Source organism: Exiguobacterium sp. s168 (assembly GCF_018619035.1).
Taxonomy (GTDB): Bacteria; Bacillota; Bacilli; order Exiguobacteriales; family Exiguobacteriaceae; genus Exiguobacterium_A; species Exiguobacterium_A acetylicum.
On sequence record NZ_JACSNE010000014.1, the window covers coordinates 13,631 to 35,016 of the forward strand.

The 21,386-nt window shown below is 47.3% G+C and carries 20 protein-coding genes and 1 other annotated feature; of the genes, 11 read left to right on the forward strand and 9 right to left on the reverse strand.

Features of this window, described 5'->3' with window-relative positions; all coding sequences use genetic code 11:
• Positions 1-42: 42 nt before the first annotated feature.
• Together KNQ15_RS09540 and KNQ15_RS09545 are read right to left on the reverse strand one after the other, a co-directional pair.
• A complete protein-coding gene (locus tag KNQ15_RS09540) occupies positions 43-2,133 on the reverse strand; it encodes an MMPL family transporter (protein ID WP_214729044.1) in 2,091 nt (696 codons plus the stop codon).
• A gap of 70 nt (positions 2,134-2,203) precedes the next feature.
• Positions 2,204-2,998 (reverse strand): hypothetical protein, encoded by a 795-nt coding sequence (locus KNQ15_RS09545; protein WP_214729046.1) that lies wholly within the window; start codon positions 2,996-2,998, stop codon positions 2,204-2,206.
• Between the two features lie 115 nt (positions 2,999-3,113).
• Between KNQ15_RS09545 and KNQ15_RS09550 the strand changes: the two genes are divergently transcribed.
• Positions 3,114-3,287, forward strand: coding sequence for a YycC family protein (locus KNQ15_RS09550; protein WP_214729048.1), 174 nt, complete (start codon positions 3,114-3,116; stop codon positions 3,285-3,287).
• Positions 3,288-3,334: 47 nt separating this feature from the next.
• Here KNQ15_RS09550 and KNQ15_RS09555 read toward each other — a convergent pair whose 3' ends face one another.
• Both KNQ15_RS09555 and pulA read right to left on the reverse strand, forming a co-directional pair.
• Complete coding sequence (locus tag KNQ15_RS09555) at positions 3,335-3,817, reverse strand: site-2 protease family protein (RefSeq protein ID WP_214729050.1); 483 nt, start codon at positions 3,815-3,817, stop codon at positions 3,335-3,337.
• A gap of 185 nt (positions 3,818-4,002) precedes the next feature.
• The gene (pulA, locus tag KNQ15_RS09560) at positions 4,003-6,009 is read right to left on the reverse strand and encodes a type I pullulanase (protein ID WP_251137655.1); all 2,007 of its coding nucleotides are present in this window, start codon (positions 6,007-6,009) and stop codon (positions 4,003-4,005) included.
• 111 nt (positions 6,010-6,120) lie between these two features.
• On the opposite strand from pulA, the gene KNQ15_RS09565 reads away from it, so the two are divergent.
• The gene (locus tag KNQ15_RS09565) at positions 6,121-6,615 is read left to right on the forward strand and encodes a YajQ family cyclic di-GMP-binding protein (RefSeq protein WP_023469671.1); all 495 of its coding nucleotides are present in this window, start codon (positions 6,121-6,123) and stop codon (positions 6,613-6,615) included.
• A 113-nt stretch (positions 6,616-6,728) separates the two neighbouring features.
• Here KNQ15_RS09565 and KNQ15_RS09570 read toward each other — a convergent pair whose 3' ends face one another.
• Entirely contained in the window at positions 6,729-7,514 is a 786-nt protein-coding gene (locus tag KNQ15_RS09570; protein ID WP_058704411.1) for a 3-hydroxybutyrate dehydrogenase, read from the reverse strand.
• A 121-nt stretch (positions 7,515-7,635) separates the two neighbouring features.
• On the opposite strand from KNQ15_RS09570, the gene KNQ15_RS09575 reads away from it, so the two are divergent.
• The 3 genes from KNQ15_RS09575 (at position 7,636) to KNQ15_RS09585 (ending at position 9,689) form a co-directional block, all read left to right on the forward strand.
• Complete coding sequence (locus tag KNQ15_RS09575) at positions 7,636-8,514, forward strand: LysR family transcriptional regulator (protein ID WP_214729051.1); 879 nt, start codon at positions 7,636-7,638, stop codon at positions 8,512-8,514.
• A 91-nt stretch (positions 8,515-8,605) separates the two neighbouring features.
• Entirely contained in the window at positions 8,606-9,019 is a 414-nt protein-coding gene (locus KNQ15_RS09580) for a carboxymuconolactone decarboxylase family protein (protein WP_023469674.1), read from the forward strand.
• A 76-nt stretch (positions 9,020-9,095) separates the two neighbouring features.
• Entirely contained in the window at positions 9,096-9,689 is a 594-nt protein-coding gene (locus KNQ15_RS09585; protein WP_214729053.1) for a metallophosphoesterase family protein, read from the forward strand.
• 61 nt (positions 9,690-9,750) lie between these two features.
• Here KNQ15_RS09585 and KNQ15_RS09590 read toward each other — a convergent pair whose 3' ends face one another.
• Positions 9,751-10,356: a hypothetical protein gene (locus tag KNQ15_RS09590; RefSeq protein ID WP_214729055.1), complete on the reverse strand. Its 606-nt coding sequence runs from the start codon at positions 10,354-10,356 to the stop codon at positions 9,751-9,753.
• Positions 10,357-10,386: 30 nt separating this feature from the next.
• The gene (argS, locus tag KNQ15_RS09595) at positions 10,387-12,069 is read right to left on the reverse strand and encodes an arginine--tRNA ligase (RefSeq protein WP_214729057.1); all 1,683 of its coding nucleotides are present in this window, start codon (positions 12,067-12,069) and stop codon (positions 10,387-10,389) included.
• 60 nt (positions 12,070-12,129) lie between these two features.
• Positions 12,130-12,348 (reverse strand) — a binding site (T-box leader).
• A gap of 129 nt (positions 12,349-12,477) precedes the next feature.
• On the opposite strand from argS, the gene KNQ15_RS09600 reads away from it, so the two are divergent.
• Both KNQ15_RS09600 and KNQ15_RS09605 read left to right on the forward strand, forming a co-directional pair.
• Positions 12,478-14,154: a GGDEF domain-containing protein gene (locus KNQ15_RS09600; RefSeq protein WP_214729059.1), complete on the forward strand. Its 1,677-nt coding sequence runs from the start codon at positions 12,478-12,480 to the stop codon at positions 14,152-14,154.
• A 15-nt stretch (positions 14,155-14,169) separates the two neighbouring features.
• On the forward strand, positions 14,170-14,952 hold the full coding sequence (locus KNQ15_RS09605; RefSeq protein ID WP_214729061.1) for an alpha/beta hydrolase: 783 nt from the start codon (positions 14,170-14,172) through the stop codon (positions 14,950-14,952).
• A gap of 60 nt (positions 14,953-15,012) precedes the next feature.
• On the opposite strand, the gene trhO is transcribed toward KNQ15_RS09605, so the two are convergent.
• Entirely contained in the window at positions 15,013-15,936 is a 924-nt protein-coding gene (gene trhO / locus KNQ15_RS09610; RefSeq protein ID WP_214729064.1) for an oxygen-dependent tRNA uridine(34) hydroxylase TrhO, read from the reverse strand.
• Positions 15,937-16,165: 229 nt separating this feature from the next.
• On the opposite strand from trhO, the gene KNQ15_RS09615 reads away from it, so the two are divergent.
• The 4 genes from KNQ15_RS09615 (at position 16,166) to KNQ15_RS09630 (ending at position 19,931) form a co-directional block, all read left to right on the forward strand.
• Positions 16,166-16,813 (forward strand): TVP38/TMEM64 family protein, encoded by a 648-nt coding sequence (locus tag KNQ15_RS09615; protein ID WP_029342892.1) that lies wholly within the window; start codon positions 16,166-16,168, stop codon positions 16,811-16,813.
• Positions 16,814-17,079: 266 nt separating this feature from the next.
• The gene (locus KNQ15_RS09620) at positions 17,080-17,406 is read left to right on the forward strand and encodes a DUF485 domain-containing protein (protein WP_214729066.1); all 327 of its coding nucleotides are present in this window, start codon (positions 17,080-17,082) and stop codon (positions 17,404-17,406) included.
• Complete coding sequence (locus tag KNQ15_RS09625) at positions 17,403-18,959, forward strand: solute symporter family protein (protein WP_214729068.1); 1,557 nt, start codon at positions 17,403-17,405, stop codon at positions 18,957-18,959. The genes KNQ15_RS09620 and KNQ15_RS09625 overlap by 4 nt, the downstream gene beginning before the upstream one ends.
• Positions 18,960-19,073: 114 nt before the next feature.
• A complete protein-coding gene (locus tag KNQ15_RS09630; RefSeq protein WP_214729071.1) occupies positions 19,074-19,931 on the forward strand; it encodes a sulfite exporter TauE/SafE family protein in 858 nt (285 codons plus the stop codon).
• A 55-nt stretch (positions 19,932-19,986) separates the two neighbouring features.
• On the opposite strand, the gene KNQ15_RS09635 is transcribed toward KNQ15_RS09630, so the two are convergent.
• The gene (locus KNQ15_RS09635) at positions 19,987-21,363 is read right to left on the reverse strand and encodes an alanine/glycine:cation symporter family protein (protein WP_214729074.1); all 1,377 of its coding nucleotides are present in this window, start codon (positions 21,361-21,363) and stop codon (positions 19,987-19,989) included.
• Between the last annotated feature and the right edge of the window lie 23 nt (positions 21,364-21,386).

The window sequence follows — 21,386 nt, forward strand, 5'->3', positions numbered from 1 at the left end:
TCGTCTTCCTTCGAATAGCTACTGATGTGCTTACGCGATGTGTCACTTGCGAATTGCTTTACGACGTCCACCCGGCCACCACCAGTTCCAGTGACCAAATAGCTTCATCAATGCGGGAACGAGCAGCATCCGGACAATCGTGGCATCAATAAAAATCGCAAGTGCGATACCGACGCCCAGTTGTTTGATTGGACTGACGCCCGTGAAGGCAAACGCCCCAGTGACGACGATCATGATCAAGGCTGCAGACGTAATGATCTTACTCGTTTTCGCAAGACCCATCTCGGTCGCGTAATCGTTATCGCCTGTCTCGTCATAATATTCTTCCATTCGCGAGACGAGGAATACTTCATAATCCATCGATAAACCAAAGACGAGTGAGAAGATGAAGACCGGTGTCAGAATACCAATCGTCTCCTGTGGAAGAACTGCGCCCGACTCGAACAAGATGACGAGTAATCCGAATGTCGCCCCCAGACTAAGCAAATTCATCAAAATCGCCTTGATTGGGATTAAGATGGATCGGAACGCAATCAGCAGGATGATGAACGTTGCCAAAACGACGACACCGACTGCTAGTGGGAGTTTCGATTCAATGGCATCATAAATTTCCTGATTGAAGGCTGCCGGTCCCCCGACAAGATAACCGTCCGCTTGCATGTTTCGCACCCAGTCTTGCGAAGCAGCATCGCCGGGATCTCCTTTTAAGTTGACATCAATTCGTGCTTGGTCATTCTCTGACAGAAATGACGTCAAGGCTTCGCGTCCGGCCGGAACAGCGACTAACTGTTCGAGCGGCACTTGTTGCTGTTCGGCAATCGTTGCGGCGGATACGACGGAACGTACATCGGGATCTGATTCGAGTCGAATCGTCACATCTTCGATTTTTTCTCGTCCCACCTCTGAGGAAGCATCGGCAGACAAGATGAGGACAGCATCTGTTCCATCATTCCCGAATGTTTTTTCCCACGACTCAAAAGCGAGACGAGACGGATAGGATTCCGGTAAAGCGGTCGCTTGCGGAATGTTCAACGTCAAGTCACGTAACGGCAATAAACAAGGTAACAACAGCAATAAGGACAAAACAGTGACTGCGATAGGGCGCTTCATGACGAAACGAGCGAGGCGACGCCAACGATCTTCACTACGCCCTGCTCGTTGCCGGAAGAGTCGCCCTTTCTCTAGCACCTTCCCGAAAACAATCAATAGTGCCGGCAGTAATGTCAATGCACTAACGACTGCTCCAAGAACTGAAACGAGCGTTCCGATCGCGACAGCGCGGAAAACATCCACATCAATCAATAATAATCCGGCAAGTCCGACGAATACACAGATTCCGGAAAATAAAATCGAACGTCCTGCCGTCTCGACCGAACGGATTGCCGCCTTCCGAATATCTTGTCCGTCCTGCCGTTCTTCGCGAAATCGATTGACGTATAACAGCGAAAAATCAATTCCGAGCGCAAGCGAAATCATCGCGACCGCATTCAAGACGAAGATCGATAACTCTTGTTGTCCGGCGACGAAATACAGAACACCGGCACCAAAGACAAAAGTAACGAGTCCCATGATCAACGGTAGGATGGCGGCAACCGGGGTACCGAAAACGAGTAGCAAGACGATCAACGCTGCTGGAATTCCGATCAATTCAGCCCGGATGAGGTCATTTTTTGACGCTGTATTCAAATCATCGACGACGACCGGTTCACCCGTTAGCCGAATCGTTCCGGTGTCATCCAGTTGACGTGTGACCGCAGCTGCCCATTTCGCATCAAGTGTCGGTACACCGACTGTCACGTATCCCTTATCGTCACGAATCGCTCGCGGATTTTCAACAGGACCAGTGACGTTCCCGACGCCATTAATATCACGGAAGCGCTCGACATGTTGCACCATCGTTTGTTGTAGATTCTCTTGATTTTCAAATAGGACGATGATCGTATGCGGATCCTGACCGAAGTCTTGATCGAGTACTCTCTCGACACGTTGAAAATCACCGTCACGTGTAAATCCGTTTCCTTCTAGACGATCGGGTAATTGATAGGCGAAATAACCAAGCACGACGAGCAGTATCGCCCAAACGATTAACACTCCTCGAAAATACGTACTCATCAGATGACCAAGCCGTTCCATGATGTGTCCCCTTTCTGTATAAAACGTACAAAAAACATCCTTCTTGCTGAAAAGCGAAAAGGATGTTTTATTACGTCTTTTGGAAAATTTGAACCCATGTGTTGCCGAATGTCGCCGATGTCGATATGATCACAAGACGTCGCGCCTCTTCATCGAGTAACACACTTTTGAGTAAAACGGAGGAGTGACATCCCTCGAACTTATATTTCAGCTGACTCTTCTCATACAAGTAAAAACGAGATGAATCGGTGATCGAAAACAATTGGTGCCGGTGGTCAACGAGCGAGTACTCTGCGTAATCCGAAAAAGGAATAATCGATTCCTGATTCGTCGCAGCGTCCCAAATCACATACCGTTCTTGTAGATCATCATAGGAGATGATCGTCGTAGGTGCGATGAATCGTTCGAACGTCAAACTTGTATCATATCCTCGCTCAACTAAGCGTCCGAACAGCGGCGCCTCTTCATAATTTGAGTATCGCCAGTCTCCTGTTTGAACGTTCACACAGACAACGTCCGTTTCTGCCGTGTACAGGAAGATCTCATCGTCTTGCCACAAGAATAAATTACTGAACCATGCTTCGGAAAAAGCAGCGGGTCGCTTGATATAATCTAAATGCCCTTGCTCTAAATCCAATAAACCAAAATAAGCTGACTCTTCAAATACGATGAACAATCGCCCACCGCCTGGCTCGATGTACCAGGAGAATGGAACATACGCACATGCTGTTTCCCATAGTGGTCTTAAATCCGCATCACATTTCATAAATCCGTGTCGATCTCGAAAAAGAAGCAAATCCTCCCCGATTCGATCAAACAGTGAGACGGATTCATGGAGTAACAGCTCTGCAGCAGGTTTATACATATGCATCACTTCCTACTTCATACGGTATCAACCTTCTCAGTTTCTCGCTACTATTGATGCGCTCGACTTGCACCTCCTGTTATACTAACTTCATGGAAAAAGGAGGACGAACACGATGAAACCTTTACAATTATCAGCAGAGACGGCTGTCGAACTCTCGAAACGTCTAAACGTGCCACTTGAACAACTGATGCATATGCCGCGCCATATCTTGATTCAAAAGCTCGTCGAACTCGAGCAGGAACAAGCGAAAACGGAATCTGATTCGTCTAGCGAATCAGATTCTTAAGTAAAAAGCCTCTCTTCTATATGATGGAAGGAGGCTTTAATCTTCGTTTAGGATTGTGGATGATAATCTGATTTCCCGTAGCGGAAGACATTGATGATCGCTTTCCCATCACTCGGGTAACCGTTCGGATGATCGATTGGAAAAAGCGAGAAAAAGACGAAATAAAACGAGAAATACGCAAACTGGTAAGTGAAGATTGATGCCTCAAACACACCGGCATAAATGAGACCATTGACAATAAGGATACTAGCCAAATTTGCAAGCGAACCTCCTGCATACACCAGGATATTGGTAAGCTTTGTCTCATGACCTAGTGCCTCATACTGACACCAGCCATCCCAAAAATAGATACGATTCAAGCGGATTGGACCGACACGGAGTAACGATTTTCCTGAACCAATGTTGATCTCCATATTTCCACCGAATAATCGGGCAAAAAAGTAATGCCCCATCTCATGAATCAAAGTTACGATAGGCAACAGTAAAAAGAACGACAAAAAGAATTTCCATAAATCCCCGAAACCAAACATACCACGTACATCCTTTCATAAAAACAACATCCCATATACTACTTAAGAGGTTTTTTCCCGAAAGATGCGTCTTCAAACAAGCTTTCAAAGATTTTACGCAAGTCAATTGCATGACAGGTTGAAATCGAATTGTCATTCGCGCAAAAAAGAAGGACGAAGCCTTCTTTCGCTTCGTCCTTCTCGATTTAATCCGTTTTCTTACGACGTTTGTTCGCTGCGTACAACAATCCGATGATTGTCAGTGCTGCACCACCTGCTATTGCGTATTTCTTGTAGTCTGCTTTTCGTTCGGCGATGACCGTCGTCGTCAATGCCTGGATGACCAACTGTTTCCCTTCATGCAACCGTGGTGCGTGCAACTTGACGGCACCCGACTCAACTAACACCTCGAATTCACCGTTTGGCAATTCAATCGTGATATCCTCTTCCGTCGCATTATGGTAGACACGCTGTCGTTCGACGTATCCTTCATAGGTGCGTTTCAGTTCAAAGGCAATCACGCCCTCCCCTTCTTCAAGGAAACGAAGGTGTTTTTTAATCATTGCTGCGTTTGCGAGACGGAACATCGGATACTGACGACGAAGAGCAATCAATCCTTTGACGTATTCGACTGCTGGACGCTCTGTTTCCGCCCGTTCATAGTCAAGACGATTGACAACCTCTCCTGCATTGAAGCTGTCACGAATCCCGTCCTTCGTCCGGAAGAACTCTTGTCCGGCCTGAAGGAAAGGAATGCCTTGTCCCGTCAAGATGATCGCATTCGCGAGCATTTGTCGTTTCCGACGAATCTCCTCCGTGTCCTCTGGACGAGATACCGTTAATTTATCCCAAATCGTCAAATCATCATGAGCCTCGACGTACGAGACGACCTGATTCGGTTCATCGGCAAACCCTTGCGAAGAGACGTTACCAGCGATTCCCCGTTTGACTTCACTCGTCCGGTCAAATGCACCACTGATGAAACCACGATCTTCTGGTGTTTGAACGTCGCCTTTGACCCCGTCCCGTAAGCCGTTATTGAAATGCGCGATTCCTGGCATCTTCGGTGCATTGAAGTAATTCGCTTTTTCTTCCGGATCAAGCGGCGTATCGAGATCCCAGCCTTCACCAATGATCAGAATCGACGGATCAATGCGATCGAGTGCATGACGCACCTGATTCATCGTTTCGACATCATGCAGTCCCATCAAATCAAATCGGAAACCGTCCAGATGGTACTCTTTCGCCCAGTACGTCACACAATCAAGAATGAACTTCCGCATCATCAAACGTTCAGACGCCGTATCATTTCCACAGAAACTACCGTTCGAGAGACTACCATCCGCCTCTTGACGATAGAAGTAGCCAGGAACGAACTGACCGAGCGGAACCGTTGCCGCATCATACGTATGATTGAAGACGACGTCCATGATGACACGTATCCCACGGTCATGTAACGCCTGAACCAATTGTTTTAATTCAAGGATCCGCGTTCTTGGATCATCCGGATTTGACGAGTACGAACCTTCCGGCGCAAAGTAGTTCACCGGGTCATATCCCCAGTTATAGTTATCCGGGTCGTTCGGCGCTGCCTCATTGACTGAGCCAAAATCGTAGATCGGCAATAACTGGACATGCGTCACACCGAGATCCGCTAAATAATCAAGTCCTGTTAATCCACCATTTGGTGTCCGTGTTCCTGCTTCCGTCAGTCCAGCGAATGTACCACGTGCGACGACACCACTAGCCGGATGACTCGTTGCATCGCGTACGTGTAGTTCATAAACAACTGCGTCTTGCGAAGAATGGAACAGTGGGCGTTCTTCAATCCATCGTTCTGGTGTCACACTTGTCGGGTCAATCAGCGCACCGCGTTTTCCGTTCGTTCCGACGGCTTTCGCATACGGATCGACTGCCTCGACCTTTTGTCCGTTGATGCTCGCTTGAAACGTATAGAAATAACCTTCATATGCCGCTCGATCGAGTTCAACGACGTATGTTCCCCGTTCGCCTGCCATCATCTCGACCTCTTCGACTTTTCGTGCGCGTAATGTCTTATAGAGACGAATCACGACACGTTCTGCCGTCGGCGCCCACAAGCGCACGCGAATCGCTGTCTCTGAGAAAGTCGCTCCTAAATCATTTCCACTATAGGCAAATCGCTCATCCAGTTCTTGCGGTGTGAGCGTCAACATGTCTGCTGTTTGTTTCAAAGCTAAGCACCCCTTTCATTTCATGGTTTTTATTATAACAAAATTTCAAAGCAGTGGACGCTTCCGGTATTCCTCTCTAAAATAGAGAGTGGAATGAAAGGGGAGATTAAAATGGCAGCAAAAGATAATTCATTTGATATCGTGTCACAAATCAACATCGAGGAAGTCAAGAACGCCGTCCAGATTGCACTGAAAGAAATCACGAATCGCTTCGACTTCAAAGGTTCAAAGAGCGACATGAAGCTCGAAAAAGAGGATTTGATTCTAATCTCAGATGACGATTTCAAACTCGATCAAGTCAAAGATGTCTTAACAGCAAAATTGATTAAGCGCGAAGTTCCGACCAAAAACCTGCAGTACGAAAAAGTCGAGCAGGCTGCTGGGAACACGGTTCGTCAACGCGTCATTCTGAAAAGTGGAATCGACCGTGACGACGCGAAAAAGATCAACAATGCCGTCAAGGAATCGAAATTAAAAGTGAAGACACAGATTCAAGATGACCAAATCCGTGTCACTGGTAAATCACGTGACGACCTACAACAAGTCATGCAAATCGTTCGTGAGCTTCCGTTATCAGTCGACGTGCAGTTCATTAACTTCCGTTAATCGATTCTCATCAATCGGCTGAACGTTCATGTTCAGTCGATCAAACAAAAAAGGGAGGTGCTTTCTGGATCGTATCCAAAAAGTACCTCCCTTCATTTAATTTAAAGTGTTGCTTATTGCGCTGTGTAACCACCATCGAGAACGACGGCTTGACCCGTGACACCTGCTGCTTTGTCACTTGCAAGGAAAATAGCGTAATCCGCGATTTCTTTGACTTGCAGTAACCGTTTTTGCGGAACAAGCGGATAAATGACCTCTTCTAAAACATGTTCGAGCGGTACGTTCCGTGTCTCAGCGAGCGAAGACAACTGATTTTGGACGAGTGGTGTATCGACATATCCTGGGCAAATCGCGTTGACCGTAATACCAGAAGTTGCTCCTTCTAATGCTGCGACTTTCGTTAAACCGATGACACCATGTTTCGCGCTGTTATAGGCAGCTTTCCCTGCAAAACCAATCAATCCGTTAATCGATGACATGTTCAAGATTCGTCCAGAGCCTTGTTTTTTCATGATCGGGAAGACATATTTCGTATAGAGGAATGGTGCACGAAGCATGATGCTTTGAAGCAAGTCGAATTTCTCAGTCGAGAACTCTTCGATTGGTGAGACGTGTTGCATCCCCGCGTTATTGATGACGATGTCAATCGTTCCGTAATGCGCGACCGTTTGATCGATACTTGATTTGATTGCCTCTTCATTCGTCACGTCACCTGCGACAGCAAACGCATCGAAGCCTTTTTCACGAAGTGTTTCAGCAGAGCGTTTTGCAGCTTCTTCCTGAAGATCGACGATGACGACCTTCGCACCTTCTTGAGCGAATTCTTCAGCAATCTCAAGACCGATTCCGCTTGCTGCTCCTGTAATTAATGCAACTTTTCCTTCGAGTTGTTTCATCATGATGGATTCCTTCTTTCTTTACCTTTACGTGTTCGGTCTCTTTACTGTACGCTGATTGAAAGAATAATAAAAATGAATACTTGTTATGACATCTATAACTCAAAAGAATAGGAGAATACTGATGGATTTCCGCCAACTGGAATACTTTACGGAAGTGGCACGCTTCAAAAGCTTCACTCGTGCCGCTGAACATCTCCACGTCACGCAACCGACACTCAGTAAAATGGTCCGTCACTTAGAAGAAGAACTTGAGATGGAATTGTTCGATCGGAGTAAACGACAAATCGTCCTGACGGATGCCGGTGAGACCTTATTGATTGAAGGTGAAAAGATTCTGCGGCAGTTATCTGACCTGCCTTCCCACCTCTATGATGTCATGCATCTGACGAAGGGAACGATTCGGCTCGGTGTGCCCCCACTGATCGGTTCGCTGTTTTTCCCGGGTCTCCTGCGTCGCTTCGAAGAGATGTATCCGATGATTCAAATCGAATTAATCGAAGCCGGTGGGCATGCGCTAGAAAAAGCGGTCGTCGCCGGTGAAGTCGATTTGATCGCAACGGTGCTGCCTTCGGATGAGCATTTAACGACACACCCCTTCATTGAAGAAGAATTGCATTTGTTTTTACCAAATGATCACCCACTCGCCGATCGGTCGATGATTGCGTTAGAGGAAGTCGCCGACATGCCGTTCGTCTTGTTCAATGAAACATTCTCACTACACGATGTCGTCTTGAACGCCTGCAAAGATGCCGGATTTACGCCTAACGTGTCTCGGGTGAGCTCGCAGTGGGACTTCTTATGTTTACTAGTCGCAGAAGGAAATGCCGTGACTGTCCTGCCGCGTTCGATCGCGGATCGCTTTTCGATTCGTGGCGTCAAAACGATTCCGCTTGAAACACGTGTCCCGTGGCACTTAGGAATCGCCGTTCCGACCGGTCGCTATCAATCGTACGTGACGCGGAAGTGGATTCAATTCGTCAGCGATATATATTCCAAATAAGCATACCTTTCATAAAAACCATGTATTTGTAGCATGGTATTTCTTCCTTTACGATAAGAACATCGTTAAAAAAGAAAGGAAGTCCTTTACCATGGCAACTCATTTTGAATCACGTCACGAAACAGGCGTTAAAAAACTCAGCGAATTCACAGACGCAAACGCTGCACAATCTACGCATGACAAAATCTCTGAATCCCTGAAAGATATCGCTCCAGCAGTCGGTGAGTGGATCACGGATTTCGCATACGGTGAAGTTTACAGCCGCGATGGTCTCGTCAACCGTGACCGCGCAATCGTCACGATTGCTTCCCTCGTCACACAAGGTACAGAACCACAACTTGCTCTCCACATCAATACTGGATTGACAGCTGGTTTAACAGGAAACGAAATCGTCGAAGCTATCATGCATCTTGTTCCTTACACTGGATTCCCACGTGTCTTGAACGCACTTGAAGTCGCAAAAGTCGTCTTCGCAGAACGTGGCGTCACAGTCGAAACAGAATAAGATCCGTACGACTTAATTGAAAAAAGATGGGCATGACGCATTTTCGGGTATCTCCTTAACAAAGGAGTGGTCGATCATGCGTTATGCCCTTTTTGCGGATCTTCACAGTTCAATAGCTGACACAGCAGCTGTCCTAGCTGACATACGGCGGCTCGCTCCCGATGCGCATTTGTTTTGTCTCGGTGATGTTCATGAATGCCATATCGGTAAAAAACGAGCGAAGCGCTATTCTTTCGAATCGCTCTCCCTCGTCGTGACGCTCGATGATGATTTTTTAGAGCTGATTGATTTTAAGACGTTACTTGGTAATCAAGAAGAGCGCATCCTGTCGCTCGTTCCACCACATCTATCTCCTGTCATCGATGCATTACGCGATTGCCCTCGAAAACAACGCATCGAGGGGGCATTGTTGATTCATGGAGACCAACTCAGTTGGTCGCGGGATTTTCTACCCGACCTGTCACAACAACGCGAACCGTTACTCTTTTTCGGTCATAGTCATATCAGAGGTTTGTTTCGAAATGGCATCGCCAAACCGAGCCCACTAGGTCAAACTTTATCCATCAAAGGAAAACGGTATGCCGTTAATCTAGGTCCCGTCGTGTTCGAACGAGAATGGTGTCTTTACGATTCAGAGCAACAAACGATCGTGTTCTATCAGGCGAAGTAAGAAGATACGACAAAAGCCGTCGGGCACAGGGCTCGACGGCTTTTGTTCGTGTATCTATTGATCAGAGATAACGGACAAGCGATGCCTTGACGATATCCACTTGTGTGAAGTTCGTCTCTTCCGCGAATGTTTCGATGACTTGACGGACATCCCCTTGACGACGTACGAAGCTCGTCGGGACTGGTGTCGTACCGACAAGTTGCTCATGCAGACTCGTCAATCGATGATCATCGATGATCGTCGTCATCAAATCAAGGAATAGCAGAACATGCAGACGGTTCAAATAATCCCATGGTTTGTCTTCCGAACGGAATTCATTACGAGCGAGCCATTTTTTCAATCCGATCGCATCGATTTGACTCAACGTCTCTGTCGTACGTGCCGACTTCCAAAGCGTCAACAGTTCACCCAGTTTTTTCCGTGTCTGTTTCTTACGCATGAAGAATTCAAAATTGTCTTTCGTCCGTAATGCGTCTCCTTCAATCGGAGCAATCAAATCGGCTTCCGGCGCCGTCACGAAATCGTGAACGAAATCGACAGACTCTCCCGGTAACCAAGCAGCGACTTTCCCGTGAAAATCAGCCATAAAGGCGACCGTTTCTGCCAAAGGCTCCTGCTTCATCTGTGAAGCAGCTTGCTGTAATCGTTCTTTCGTCTCAGTCTTCATAATCTACCTCTTCTTATTCGTGGATTGGTCTTACATTTCTTCTGGAGCGCCGACACCAAGCAAACGAAGACCCTCTGTCAAGACGATCGTGACCGACTTGACGAGTGCAAGACGCGATTGTTTTGCTGCGTCATCTTCGAGAACACGGACGTGTCCGTAGTATTTATTAAAGCTTTGTGCAAGATCTAAGACGTAGCGGCTGATGATTGATGGCTCACGACGTGTGAACGCGCGATCGATGACCGTCGAGAATTGGTTCAGCATCGAGACGACACCCCATGCATGATCATCGGCACTACCAGCGAATGGTGTGCCATCATAGCCACCTTTACGGAGCAAGGAGTGCGCACGGGCATTCGTGTACTGGACATACGGTCCTGTTTCGCCTTCGAATTTCAACATCTGCTCAAGATCGAACTCGATATTGTTCATCCGTTCGTTCTTCAAGTCATGGAAGATGACCGCGCCAACACCTACTTGACGAGCCGTAGCTTCAGCATTCGCTAAGTTCGGATTTTTTTCCGCGATGTTTTGCTTTGCGACGTCGATCGCTTCTTGTAATACTTCTTCAAGCAAGACGATCCGACCTTTACGCGTCGACATTTTCTTTCCGTCCTTCATGATCAGACCGAACGGCACATGGTGCATTCCGTCGACGTTCTCAAATCCAAGTTTCTTCAAGACTGCGAACAATTGCTTGAAGTGAAGCGCTTGTTCCCCACCTACGACGTAGAACGCTTGCTCAAAACGGTACGTTTCGAGACGATAGACGGCAGCTGCTAAGTCACGTGTCGCATACAGCGTTGCACCATCTTTCTTTTTAATCAAGGCAGGCGGCATACCTTCTGCTTCGAGGTCGACGACCATTGCCCCTTCTGATTCGACGAGGAGATCTTTTTCTTCGAGCAAATCGATGACGTGTTGCATCTTATCGTTATAGAAGGCTTCTCCGTTCAAGCTATCGAATTTAACACCGAGCATCTCATAAACACGGTTGAACTCGACGAGTGAGACTTCACGGAACCACGTCCAAAGCGTCGTTGCCTGCTCATCACCTTGTTCGAGTTTTTTGAACCAGAGACGTCCTTCATCCTCAAGTGCCGGATTTGTTTCCGCTTCTTCGTGGAACCGGACGTATAATTTCAACAATTCCTTGATCGGTTCTGCACGGACCGCTTCTTCCTCACCCCACATCGTGTAAGCCACCATCAATTTCCCGAACTGTGTTCCCCAGTCCCCTAAGTGGTTGACACCGACGACGTCGTAGCCTTTTTTACGTGAGATTTGGTTGAGCGCGTTCCCGATGACCGTCGAACGCAAGTGGCCCATCGAGAATGGTTTCGCGATGTTTGGTGATGAAAAATCAGTGACGATCGTTTTTCCATTCGCTTCACTTGATCCGAACGCCTCTTGCTCCGTCAGGACTTGATTGACGATTTCTTGCGAGACGACTTCTCGGTTCAAGAAAACGTTGATGTAAGGACCTACAGCTTGAACGTTCGAGAACAGCGGCGCATCGATTTTTTCTGCGAGGTCTGAAGCGATCATGTTCGGTGCTTTACGGAATGCTTTTGCGAGCATGAAACATGGGAATGCCAAATCTCCGTGATCTTCATGTTTCGGTTGCTCGATCAGTTGTTCGATTTGTTCAACCGATAAGGCACCTTCCATGACTTGATGTAATACTTCTGCATACTGCGCTTTATAACTCATCTTTATTTCCTCCTGCTTCACTGATTTTTTGGCAATAAAAAACGCCCCTTGCGCCACGCGCAAAGAGACGGAATGACCGCGGTACCACTCTTCTTGGTGTCATTTTGACACCCACCTTGTTCGGGGATAACGGGGTTCCCCCGGCTACGCCTCTTCCATCAGGAATCGGGCAGCGTCTCAGAAGTGCGTTTCACGATCGGTTCGTCCTCAGGCTTCCACCATTCCCTGATTCGCTAGTTGACGAAAATCAACCGTTACTCTCTTCATCATCGACTATATTCGATATCTTTCACATTATACGCAATTCTTTCTTTTCTCTCAACCTTATTTTTTTGGTAAATGGCTTATCAAAATTTCCACAATTCGGGTATAGGAATAAAAGATACTTCTCAAGGGGAGGGATGTTTCATGCGCTACTACCAACATGTAGCCCGGACAAGCTGGATCGTCTTCGGTCTCGTCGCCTTGACGTTATTAGTGATCGGCATCGTTCATCCACCAACCTTCCATCCTTCTGTCTCCATCATCAACACGCTTTATTTATTCGGACTCGTTCTCCTGTTTCAGTTCGATAATGTCCGTCGTGGTGGCATTTACTATACATTCCAAGAAGGAATCATCTTATTTTTATTCCTCAATTACGGTTTAACGTACGCCTTGATTTTAAGCCAAATCGGTATTCTCGTCTTTCAATTCATGTCTCACCGAAAAGCGATTCGCTGGAAACGTTTCGTCTACCTCTACCCGATCAACGCCCTATTCGATTTAGTCTATATTTCGCTTCCCGCCTTTGCGTATTATGCGCTCGGTGGTCCGATCGGCTCAAACTTTACGTATACGAAAGCCTTGATTCCTTTCACCGGCTTTTTAATCACCGTTTTCCTTGTCTCTTATTTCCAATGTCTATTCGTCAATCGCTTCCTCTTCTTGAAATACGATTGGCGCCGTCTCGTAAAGCTGCAATCCCTCGTCTACGGAATCAGCATGTTGAGCGCTTTACTTGGAATCTGGTTTTACGATGAGAGTCCACTCGTCGCGGCTACGGTTTCCGCCTTGATCCTCTTTTTGTTCAAACGTCTGTTGCAAGAACGCGGCGACTCCCTTGAAGCAAATGATAATGCCAAACGATTTGATGATGCGAAGGAACACTTGTTGATTTCCCGCTTTGAACGCGAGACGATTGATTCGTTACTCCTTGATTTACCGCATCTGCTACCGTTTTCTGAAGGTTGGATCTCAATCCAACAACAGCGAAAACAAGTCATCTATAACATCCGGACGAAACAACCGATTGATGTATTACCACTGTTTCATTCCTTGACAGCCGACGATTTGCATACCCCGATCATCTATGGTCTTCGTTGCGACTGGGGCAACGATATTCAAATCGGATTGCCTGTCGATCGTCACTCGATGCTAGCGATTCCTTCGATTACGAGCGGAGAGGTCGATGTCTCGATCATCCTGTTCCATCAAGTCGCAGATGCCTATGATGCGACGAATGCCGATGAGTTATCTCGTCTGCTCCGTATCTTTTGTCGTGTCTTAGAGCGCTCTCGTGAAACGGTTCAACTCTACACGGAAAGTCGGACCGATGCCTTAACGGAATTACCGAATAGTCGTGCCTTCTACGAACACGGTCGGCAGGAGTTTGCTGCTGACTGCTATCCGCTCTCCGTGATCCTGTTTGATATTGATCATTTTAAACGCGTCAACGATACGTACGGTCATAAAGTAGGCGATCTTGTCCTTCGTGAACTCGGTCGACGTATCCAAGCGATCCAATTGCAACATGATGAGGTCTTTGCTGCTCGTTATGGCGGGGAGGAATTCGTACTTCTCTTACGAAATGGTAGTCAAGAGGCTGCCATCCAGATTGCCGAGACGGTCCGCCATGCGGTCATGGATCGTCCCTTCCTCGTCGATGGTCACCGACTGTCCTTAACCGTCAGCCTCGGAATTGATACAGTGGAAGAAAGATATCAACGGACGTTCGAAGAGTCGTTACGTCAAGCCGACCATGCACTCTATGTCGGCGGAAAACACAACGGACGCAACTGTACCGCGCATTATGCAAACCTTTGAAAGGTCGTGACTCTATTGTCGATTACAGAAATTGAAATGACGCTACCGACATCACAAGCCCACCGGACGATTCGGATTCATCGTCCGCCCCATTTGGATCCTTCTGAAGCATTACCAGTGATTTATATGCACGATGGACAAAACGTCTTCAGTGGAGAAACCGCCTCGTTTGGAAAAGGCTGGGAGATTCATCTTGCGCTACAAAAGACACAGATTCCAGCAATGGTCGTCGCAATTGACAGTCCAGAAGACGCCATGGATCGTTACGATGATTACGCTCCTTGGAGTGATGAAGCTTTGTTAATGCGGACTGCCTATCCTTCACATCGGTCGTCGATCGGGGGAAACGGTAAAGTCTACATGGACTGGATCATCCGCGAGTTAAAACCATACATTGACGCCAACTACGCGACACGTCCTGATGATACGACGATGATTGGCAGCTCGATGGGTGGCGTCATCTCGCTCTATGGATTATTCGCGTATCCGGAAGTCATCACGCGCGTCGCTGCCCTGTCGACTGCCGGATGGGCAAACTTCTCCTCACTCCTTGAATTCATCGAGCGTAGTCCGTCTCTGTCTGCCACTCATCGCTGTTATATGGATGTCGGCACAAAAGAAGTGAGTGGTCCGATGACCGAGACGGATTATTTACACACGAATGATGTCTTAGCGCGAGCGGTCGAACAGAAACTTACTCAAAGTCGCTATACGATCATCCCGGAAGCGATTCATCATGAAACGGCCTGGGCTGAACGTTTACCGGATATTTTGCGTTACTTATTTCCTTCCTCTTGAATACACAAAAAAGCCGGACGGTTTCTATTAAAGAAATCCTCCGGCTTTTTACGCATTGCCTTATACCAATTCTTCTTGTTGCTCTTTTTCATAACGGTTGCGCGGATGCTCCCGGCATTCATCGGAACACGAACGCATGACTTTCGGTTCGCATTCTTCACAGCAGAAGTGCTGTCGATTACATTCCGGGTTTGCACAATTAACATAGCGCGTCTCCGGTTTTCCGCAGTAGTAACATTCTGAGACGACAGACGGATTGACGGCATTGACAGGAACTTGTACACGCTCATCAAAGACGTATAGTTCACCTTCCCAGTCTTCTCCTTGTGTCTGTTCATCTTTTCCGTACATGACGACTCCGCCTTTAAGGTGGAAGACATCATCACTCTGTTGCCGTTTACGGAAGTACGCCGTGAATTTTTCACAACGAACGCCACCCGTACAGTATGTGAGAACCTTTTTCCCTTCAAACAAATGCTCGTTCTCGTCTAGCCATTTAGGGAATTCCCGTGAAGCATCGACATCGACTTTTACAGCATTCTTGAAGTGTCCGAGGTCGTATTCATAGTTGTTTCGTACATCGAGAATGACGACATCATCTTGTTTCATCATTTCTTTCCACTCTGCTGGTTCAAGATACGCAGCGTGTTCTTCTGGTACGTTGAATTCATCCTCAAAACGCCATGTGACGAGTTCTTTTTTGTAACGGACGAACGTCTTTTTGAAGGCGTGCTCTTCGACTTCATCGATTTTGAATTCGATGTCAGCGAATCGTGGATCCGCCGTCAAGTCCTTCATGTATTGTTCCGTTTGTTCGACCGTTCCAGAGAGTGTGCCGTTGATTCCTTCTGGTGCGATCAAAATCCGACCTTTAATACCGAGCTCTTTACAGTAAGCAAGATGCTCTTTCGTTAGCTGTTCCGGATTTTCGATCGGAACATACTTATAAAATAATAGTACGCGATAAGGTTTCATATTCCTCATTAGCCCCCATGTCAGTTTTTTGCAGTAAAACGAACGTTGGCAAACGAAGCGTCTAGCTATTGACTAGCTGGGAACGCCTGCAAAACGCACCCATTTAAGTATAATACCAACTCCCTTTCGAATGTACAATCTACAATTCCTGAATCCCTTTCAAGGAATTTCATTCCCTTTCTGAATCAGAAAGAGGTAAAATAAAACACAGTAGTACATCTCGCAAGGAGGATTCCGAATGCTCCATACACTTCGTGACTGGATCGAGCAGATGATTTTCTTTCTCCAAGACTTACCTGGAGGAGCTGCCACCGGTTTGATTGCCCCGTTTCTTGAGTCTCTATTTCCTTTCCTGCCACTCGTCCTGATCATTTCCGCGAATGCGGCAACCTATGGTTTTGGTATGGGTGTTCTCGTATCATGGGTCGGGAGCATGCTTGGATCACTCGTCGTCTTCGCTTGTATTCGATATCTATTTCGTCGTCCGGTCACGCGTTGGCTTGAAAAACACCATGCCGCGCAACAGTGGATCGAACGTGTTCGTCACATGAGTCCCATCTCACTCGGATTCTTTTTCTCGCTTCCGTTCATGCCTGCGTTCATCATCACGTCCATTTCCGCCATGATTCAACTATCGTTGCGGACGTATTTGATCGCTGCTGGTGCCGGTCGTTTGATCGTCGTCATCATCTTCTCGCTGATCGGAAAAGAATGGTCGACGTTCCTTGAGCGTCCGATGCGTCTCGTTCTTCTATTTTTGATTTTACTCGCCATTTGGGGAGTCAGTCGCGGAACGGAAGAGTGGTTAAAGCGTCGCGCCCTTTCAAAACGCGCGGATCATTTACGGGAAATCGAAGACAAAATCGAACGTCCAACTGAAAAATGACTCAAGCCTGTCTATGATTTCATAGACAGGCTTTTTTTGAGTTAATTTCGTTTTTTGTCGTGCTAGGTCTTTTGAATCATTTTCCAGCGCAATTAATATATAAAAATAACGTTCAAACAATGTTCAATATTGCAAACGCTTACATTAAATTGGTATGACCAATATTAATATAATAATGCGCTTTTCTCCTTAAAAATTAGGATAGCTTTTCCAGAAACGACATCCTTATAATGAATTTACATTCATTCCTTAAAGGAGGCGTCCTCATGCATCAAGTATCGGAAGTTCAAAAAAATGAATCGACTCAATCTGCTCCAGCAATCGTCGAGAGCGCTACCTTTCAACAATTGATGCGTCAAAAGAATGGCTTCATTCTTCCCGCCATCAGTTTCTGTCTTATTTTTTATTTTACGCTTCCGATTTTGACAAGCTACTTTACGATTTTAAATCAGCCGGTGTTCGGTGATATTACGGGTGCTTGGATCTTCGCTTTTGCTCAGTTCATCATGACATGGACGTTCTGCATGATGTATAGCAAAAAAGCACGTGCCTTTGATCGACTCGTCGAACAAATCAAGGAGGAGTCGAAATGAATTATACTGCCGTTGCTTTATTTGCGGCGATCGTCGGTTTGACGCTCGTCATTACATACTTTGCTGCCCGTAAAACAAAAACTGCTAACGACTTTTATACAGCGGACGGTGGACTCACGGGTGCACAAAATGGGATGGCGATTGCTGGCGACTATATGTCTGCTGCCTCGTTCCTCGGAATTGCTGGGATGATCGCTTTGGCCGGATTTGACGGATTCTTCTACTCGATCGGTTTCCTCGTTGCCTATCTGGTTGTCTTGTACCTCGTTGCCGAACCACTTCGGAACCTTGGGAAATACACGATGGCAGATATGATTGCCGCTCGTTTCAATGCTTCAAAAGTTCGAGGAGTCGCCGCCATGAACTCCATCGCGATCTCGATTTTCTATATGATTGCGCAACTCGTTGGTGCGGGTGCCTTGATTGAACTGTTATTAGGAATTCCTTACACGACAAGTGTCATCATTGTCGGTATCTTGATGACAGTCTACGTCGTCTTCGGTGGTATGACAGCGACCTCATGGGTCCAAATCATCAAAGCGATTCTCTTGATGGCAGGAACAGCTGTCATTTCGTTCATGGTATTCGCCAAGTTCGATTTTTCGATCTTCAAGATGTTTTCAGAAGTCAAACAAGCGACACCGCTCGGTGATTCATTCTTGAATCCCGGAAACAAGTTCAAATTACCGCTCGATACGATTTCATTGAATCTCGCACTCGTTCTCGGAACGGCTGGATTACCACATATCTTGATTCGTTTCTTTACTGTTAAGGATGCTCCGACTGCTCGTAAATCCGTCGTATATGCGACGTGGATCATCGGTGCCTTTTATATCTTGACGATCTTCCTCGGCTTTGGTGCCGCTGCTTTCGTCGGTTCTGAAGATATCATTGCTGCCAATGCTGCTGGTAACATGGCGGCACCACTTCTCGCTCAAGCACTCGGTGGTGATTTACTCTTCGCGTTCGTCGCTGCAGTCGCCTTTGCGACGATCCTCGCCGTTGTTGCGGGACTTGTCTTATCCGCAGCATCCGCCTTTGCCCATGACTTCTACAGTCATATTCTTCGCAAAGGACAAGCAACGGAAAAAGAACAGATGACGGCAGCACGACTCGCTTCCATCGCCGTCGCCTTGATTTCGATGGTACTGGCATTGTTCGCACAAACGATGAACGTCGCGTTCCTCGTTTCGCTTGCCTTTGCTGTCGCGGCAAGTGCCAACTTGCCAGTCATTCTCTTAACGATCTTCTGGCGCCGTTTCAATACTGGCGGAGCTGTCACAGGTATGGTCGTCGGGTTATTCTCTTCACTGATTCTCGTCGCACTCAGTCCAAATCTTTGGGCAGTCGACGGTTCAGCCTTGTTCGTCGGGGAAGCCCTCTTCCCGCTGACGAATCCAGGAATCGTCTCCATCCCACTTGGCTTCCTCGGAGCCATCGTCGGGACATTGTTGACGAAATCGAACGAAGTTGCCGGTAACTTCGAGCGTATCTTAGTCAAGGCCAATACCGGTATCGATGCAGCCACGGAAGTCGCCGCGTCAAAAGAATAAGTTCCCCTTAACGGCTCCTTCAACCCCCTTGAAGGAGCCGTCCCCTTTTACATTCTTCTCATTCATTGCCATACTAAGTGGATAATAGAGAAGAAAAGGAAAGGAAGACTGAACATGGATCTCGCTTTTTATTATTTCTTAATCCTCGGATTTTTCATTGGAATCATCTCCGGCTTTTTCGGAATCGGTGGCGGTATCGTCTTGACGCCCCTACTACTCATTTTAGGATATGCTCCAAGTGTTGCGATCGCGACCAGTCTCATGTTGACTCTCGGATCAACGGTTTCAGGTACGATCTCTCACTTACGTCTTAAAAATGTCGTCTGGCGCGATAGTCTTGTCGTCGGGGGCGTTGGAATCATCGGTTCGACGATCGCGACACCACTTGTCCTTCGTTTAGAGGAGGTCAACGGTGCTCATCTCGTCATCTCGATCGTTTATATCGGACTCTTACTCTATTTCGCGAATAAGTTCTTACGTCCGAAAACAACGACCGGTGAACAGACGGGTTGGAAAAATCGATATCTCGCTCTTGCCTTCACTGGTCTGTTCGCTGGATTCATCTCTTCGCTTCTCGGTGTCAGCGGTGGATTCATCATCACACCGTTACTCGTCGGGATCGTTGGCTATGAGTTGAAACGTGCAGTCGGAACGAGTATTGCTTCCGCGTTACTGATCGTCCTATCGGGACTCGTCAACTATACGGTCGCGAGCACGAATATCGATATCCTCGTCGGGATCATGCTGATTGTCGGCGCCTTGCTCGGAGCACCGATTGGCGCGAAACAGTTGACGCATTTCGAAAGTCCGTTCGTCAAAAAGTACCTTGGTATCTTCTATTTGACAGTTGCGGTCAGTGTCCTACTCGAAGTCATCGGCTGGAACGTCGCTTCACTTTCCGTTCTCGTTGCGCTTAGTTTGATTTTCTTACTGACACTCCTCGTCTACAGCCGTCGTCGAACGAATGGATGAATCGTCTCATCAGAAAAGCGGTGATGCCCCTATCAGGCATCACCGCTTTTTTCCGTTAAGCCACTCGTTTGTGACCGGCTCGTTCATAGTCTCTCGTTTGTTCAATGACTAAGTGCGACAAGAACAACATTCCAATCAAGTTCGGAATCATCATTAATCCATTTGCAATATCTGCGACCAGCCACAACGGTTCTAATTGCGCGACCGCACCATAACAGGCTGCGAGCGCAAAGAACACGCGGTATCCTTCGTTGAAGCGTGTCGTACCGCTCAAGTACTCCAAGCACTTCTCTCCATAGACATACCAACCAATGATCGTTGAATAACCGAAGAAGAAGACGGAGAAAGCGACCGTCCATTCTCCAAATGATCCTAGAACACTCGCAAAGGCGGTTGCTGTCAGTGCTGCCCCGGAAAGATTCGCATCATGCATCATACCTGAATGTAGCCCACCTGACGGATCCCAAAAACCTGTCGTCAGAAGGACGAGTGCCGTCATCGTACAAACGATCAAGGTCACGATGAAGGTACTCGTCATCGAAATCAACCCTTGTTCGACTGGACGCTCACTTTTTGCAGATCCAGCAATCAAGGCTGCCGTCCCAAGTCCTGCTTCGTTCGTGAAAATCCCCCGTGCTACACCGACTTGCATCGCCATCATGATTGATACACCGGTGAAGGCTCCCGCTGGCGCAAGCGGCTGGAAGGCGTACTCAAAGATTAAACCAAAGGCTGGTAGAATCTGATCTGCCTTCAATACTAAAAGGACACAAGCGGCACCGATATAGAGTAAGCTCATGATCGGAACGAAGATCGTCGAGATCGCACTGACGCGTTCGAGCCCACCACGAATCGATACGTAGACCGCAATTGCGAGCAGAATGCCGAACACTAGCAGCGGCACACGGAACGATTGCTCAAGCACCGTTGCCATCGCATTCGCTTGCACCGTATTCCCAACACCAAACGATGCGATCAAACCAAATACCGCAAACAGGATGGCGAGTAGTTTAAATTTAGGTCCTAGTCCCTTCTCGATATAATACATCGGTCCACTGACGGCTTCGCCGCGTTCGTTTCGACTTCTAAAGAGAATGGCAAGGAGGCTTTCTGCATATTTCGTCGCCATTCCAATTAAACCGATGACCCACATCCAAAAGACTGCGCCCGGTCCGCCCATCGTCAAGGCGACTGCGATCCCTGCGATGTTTCCGTTTCCGATCGTCGCCGCGAGGGACGTCATCAACATCTGAAAGCTACTGATTTCACCTTCACCTTGCCCTGATTTTTGAACAGATAATTGAAACGCTTGTTTTAAACGCCGAAACTGAAGACCACGTAAGCGGATCGTAAAGTACACTCCTGTTCCTACCAACAACATCATACTCGGAATCCCCCAGACCCAAGCCGATATCAGACGTAACACTTCCATGCCATTTCATCCTCTCTCTCTTT

Coding starts and splice junctions, on each gene's coding strand:
- KNQ15_RS09540 (WP_214729044.1), bottom strand. CDS start 2,133: ATGGAACGGCTTGGTCATCTGATGAGTACGTATTTTCGAGGAGTGTTA.
- KNQ15_RS09545 (WP_214729046.1), bottom strand. CDS start 2,998: ATGTATAAACCTGCTGCAGAGCTGTTACTCCATGAATCCGTCTCACTG.
- KNQ15_RS09550 (WP_214729048.1), top strand. CDS start 3,114: ATGAAACCTTTACAATTATCAGCAGAGACGGCTGTCGAACTCTCGAAA.
- KNQ15_RS09555 (WP_214729050.1), bottom strand. CDS start 3,817: ATGTTTGGTTTCGGGGATTTATGGAAATTCTTTTTGTCGTTCTTTTTA.
- KNQ15_RS09565 (WP_023469671.1), top strand. CDS start 6,121: ATGGCAGCAAAAGATAATTCATTTGATATCGTGTCACAAATCAACATC.
- KNQ15_RS09570 (WP_058704411.1), bottom strand. CDS start 7,514: ATGATGAAACAACTCGAAGGAAAAGTTGCATTAATTACAGGAGCAGCA.
- KNQ15_RS09575 (WP_214729051.1), top strand. CDS start 7,636: ATGGATTTCCGCCAACTGGAATACTTTACGGAAGTGGCACGCTTCAAA.
- KNQ15_RS09580 (WP_023469674.1), top strand. CDS start 8,606: ATGGCAACTCATTTTGAATCACGTCACGAAACAGGCGTTAAAAAACTC.
- KNQ15_RS09585 (WP_214729053.1), top strand. CDS start 9,096: ATGCGTTATGCCCTTTTTGCGGATCTTCACAGTTCAATAGCTGACACA.
- KNQ15_RS09590 (WP_214729055.1), bottom strand. CDS start 10,356: ATGAAGACTGAGACGAAAGAACGATTACAGCAAGCTGCTTCACAGATG.
- argS (WP_214729057.1), bottom strand. CDS start 12,069: ATGAGTTATAAAGCGCAGTATGCAGAAGTATTACATCAAGTCATGGAA.
- KNQ15_RS09600 (WP_214729059.1), top strand. CDS start 12,478: ATGCGCTACTACCAACATGTAGCCCGGACAAGCTGGATCGTCTTCGGT.
- trhO (WP_214729064.1), bottom strand. CDS start 15,936: ATGAGGAATATGAAACCTTATCGCGTACTATTATTTTATAAGTATGTT.
- KNQ15_RS09615 (WP_029342892.1), top strand. CDS start 16,166: ATGCTCCATACACTTCGTGACTGGATCGAGCAGATGATTTTCTTTCTC.
- KNQ15_RS09620 (WP_214729066.1), top strand. CDS start 17,080: ATGCATCAAGTATCGGAAGTTCAAAAAAATGAATCGACTCAATCTGCT.
- KNQ15_RS09625 (WP_214729068.1), top strand. CDS start 17,403: ATGAATTATACTGCCGTTGCTTTATTTGCGGCGATCGTCGGTTTGACG.
- KNQ15_RS09630 (WP_214729071.1), top strand. CDS start 19,074: ATGGATCTCGCTTTTTATTATTTCTTAATCCTCGGATTTTTCATTGGA.
- KNQ15_RS09635 (WP_214729074.1), bottom strand. CDS start 21,363: ATGGAAGTGTTACGTCTGATATCGGCTTGGGTCTGGGGGATTCCGAGT.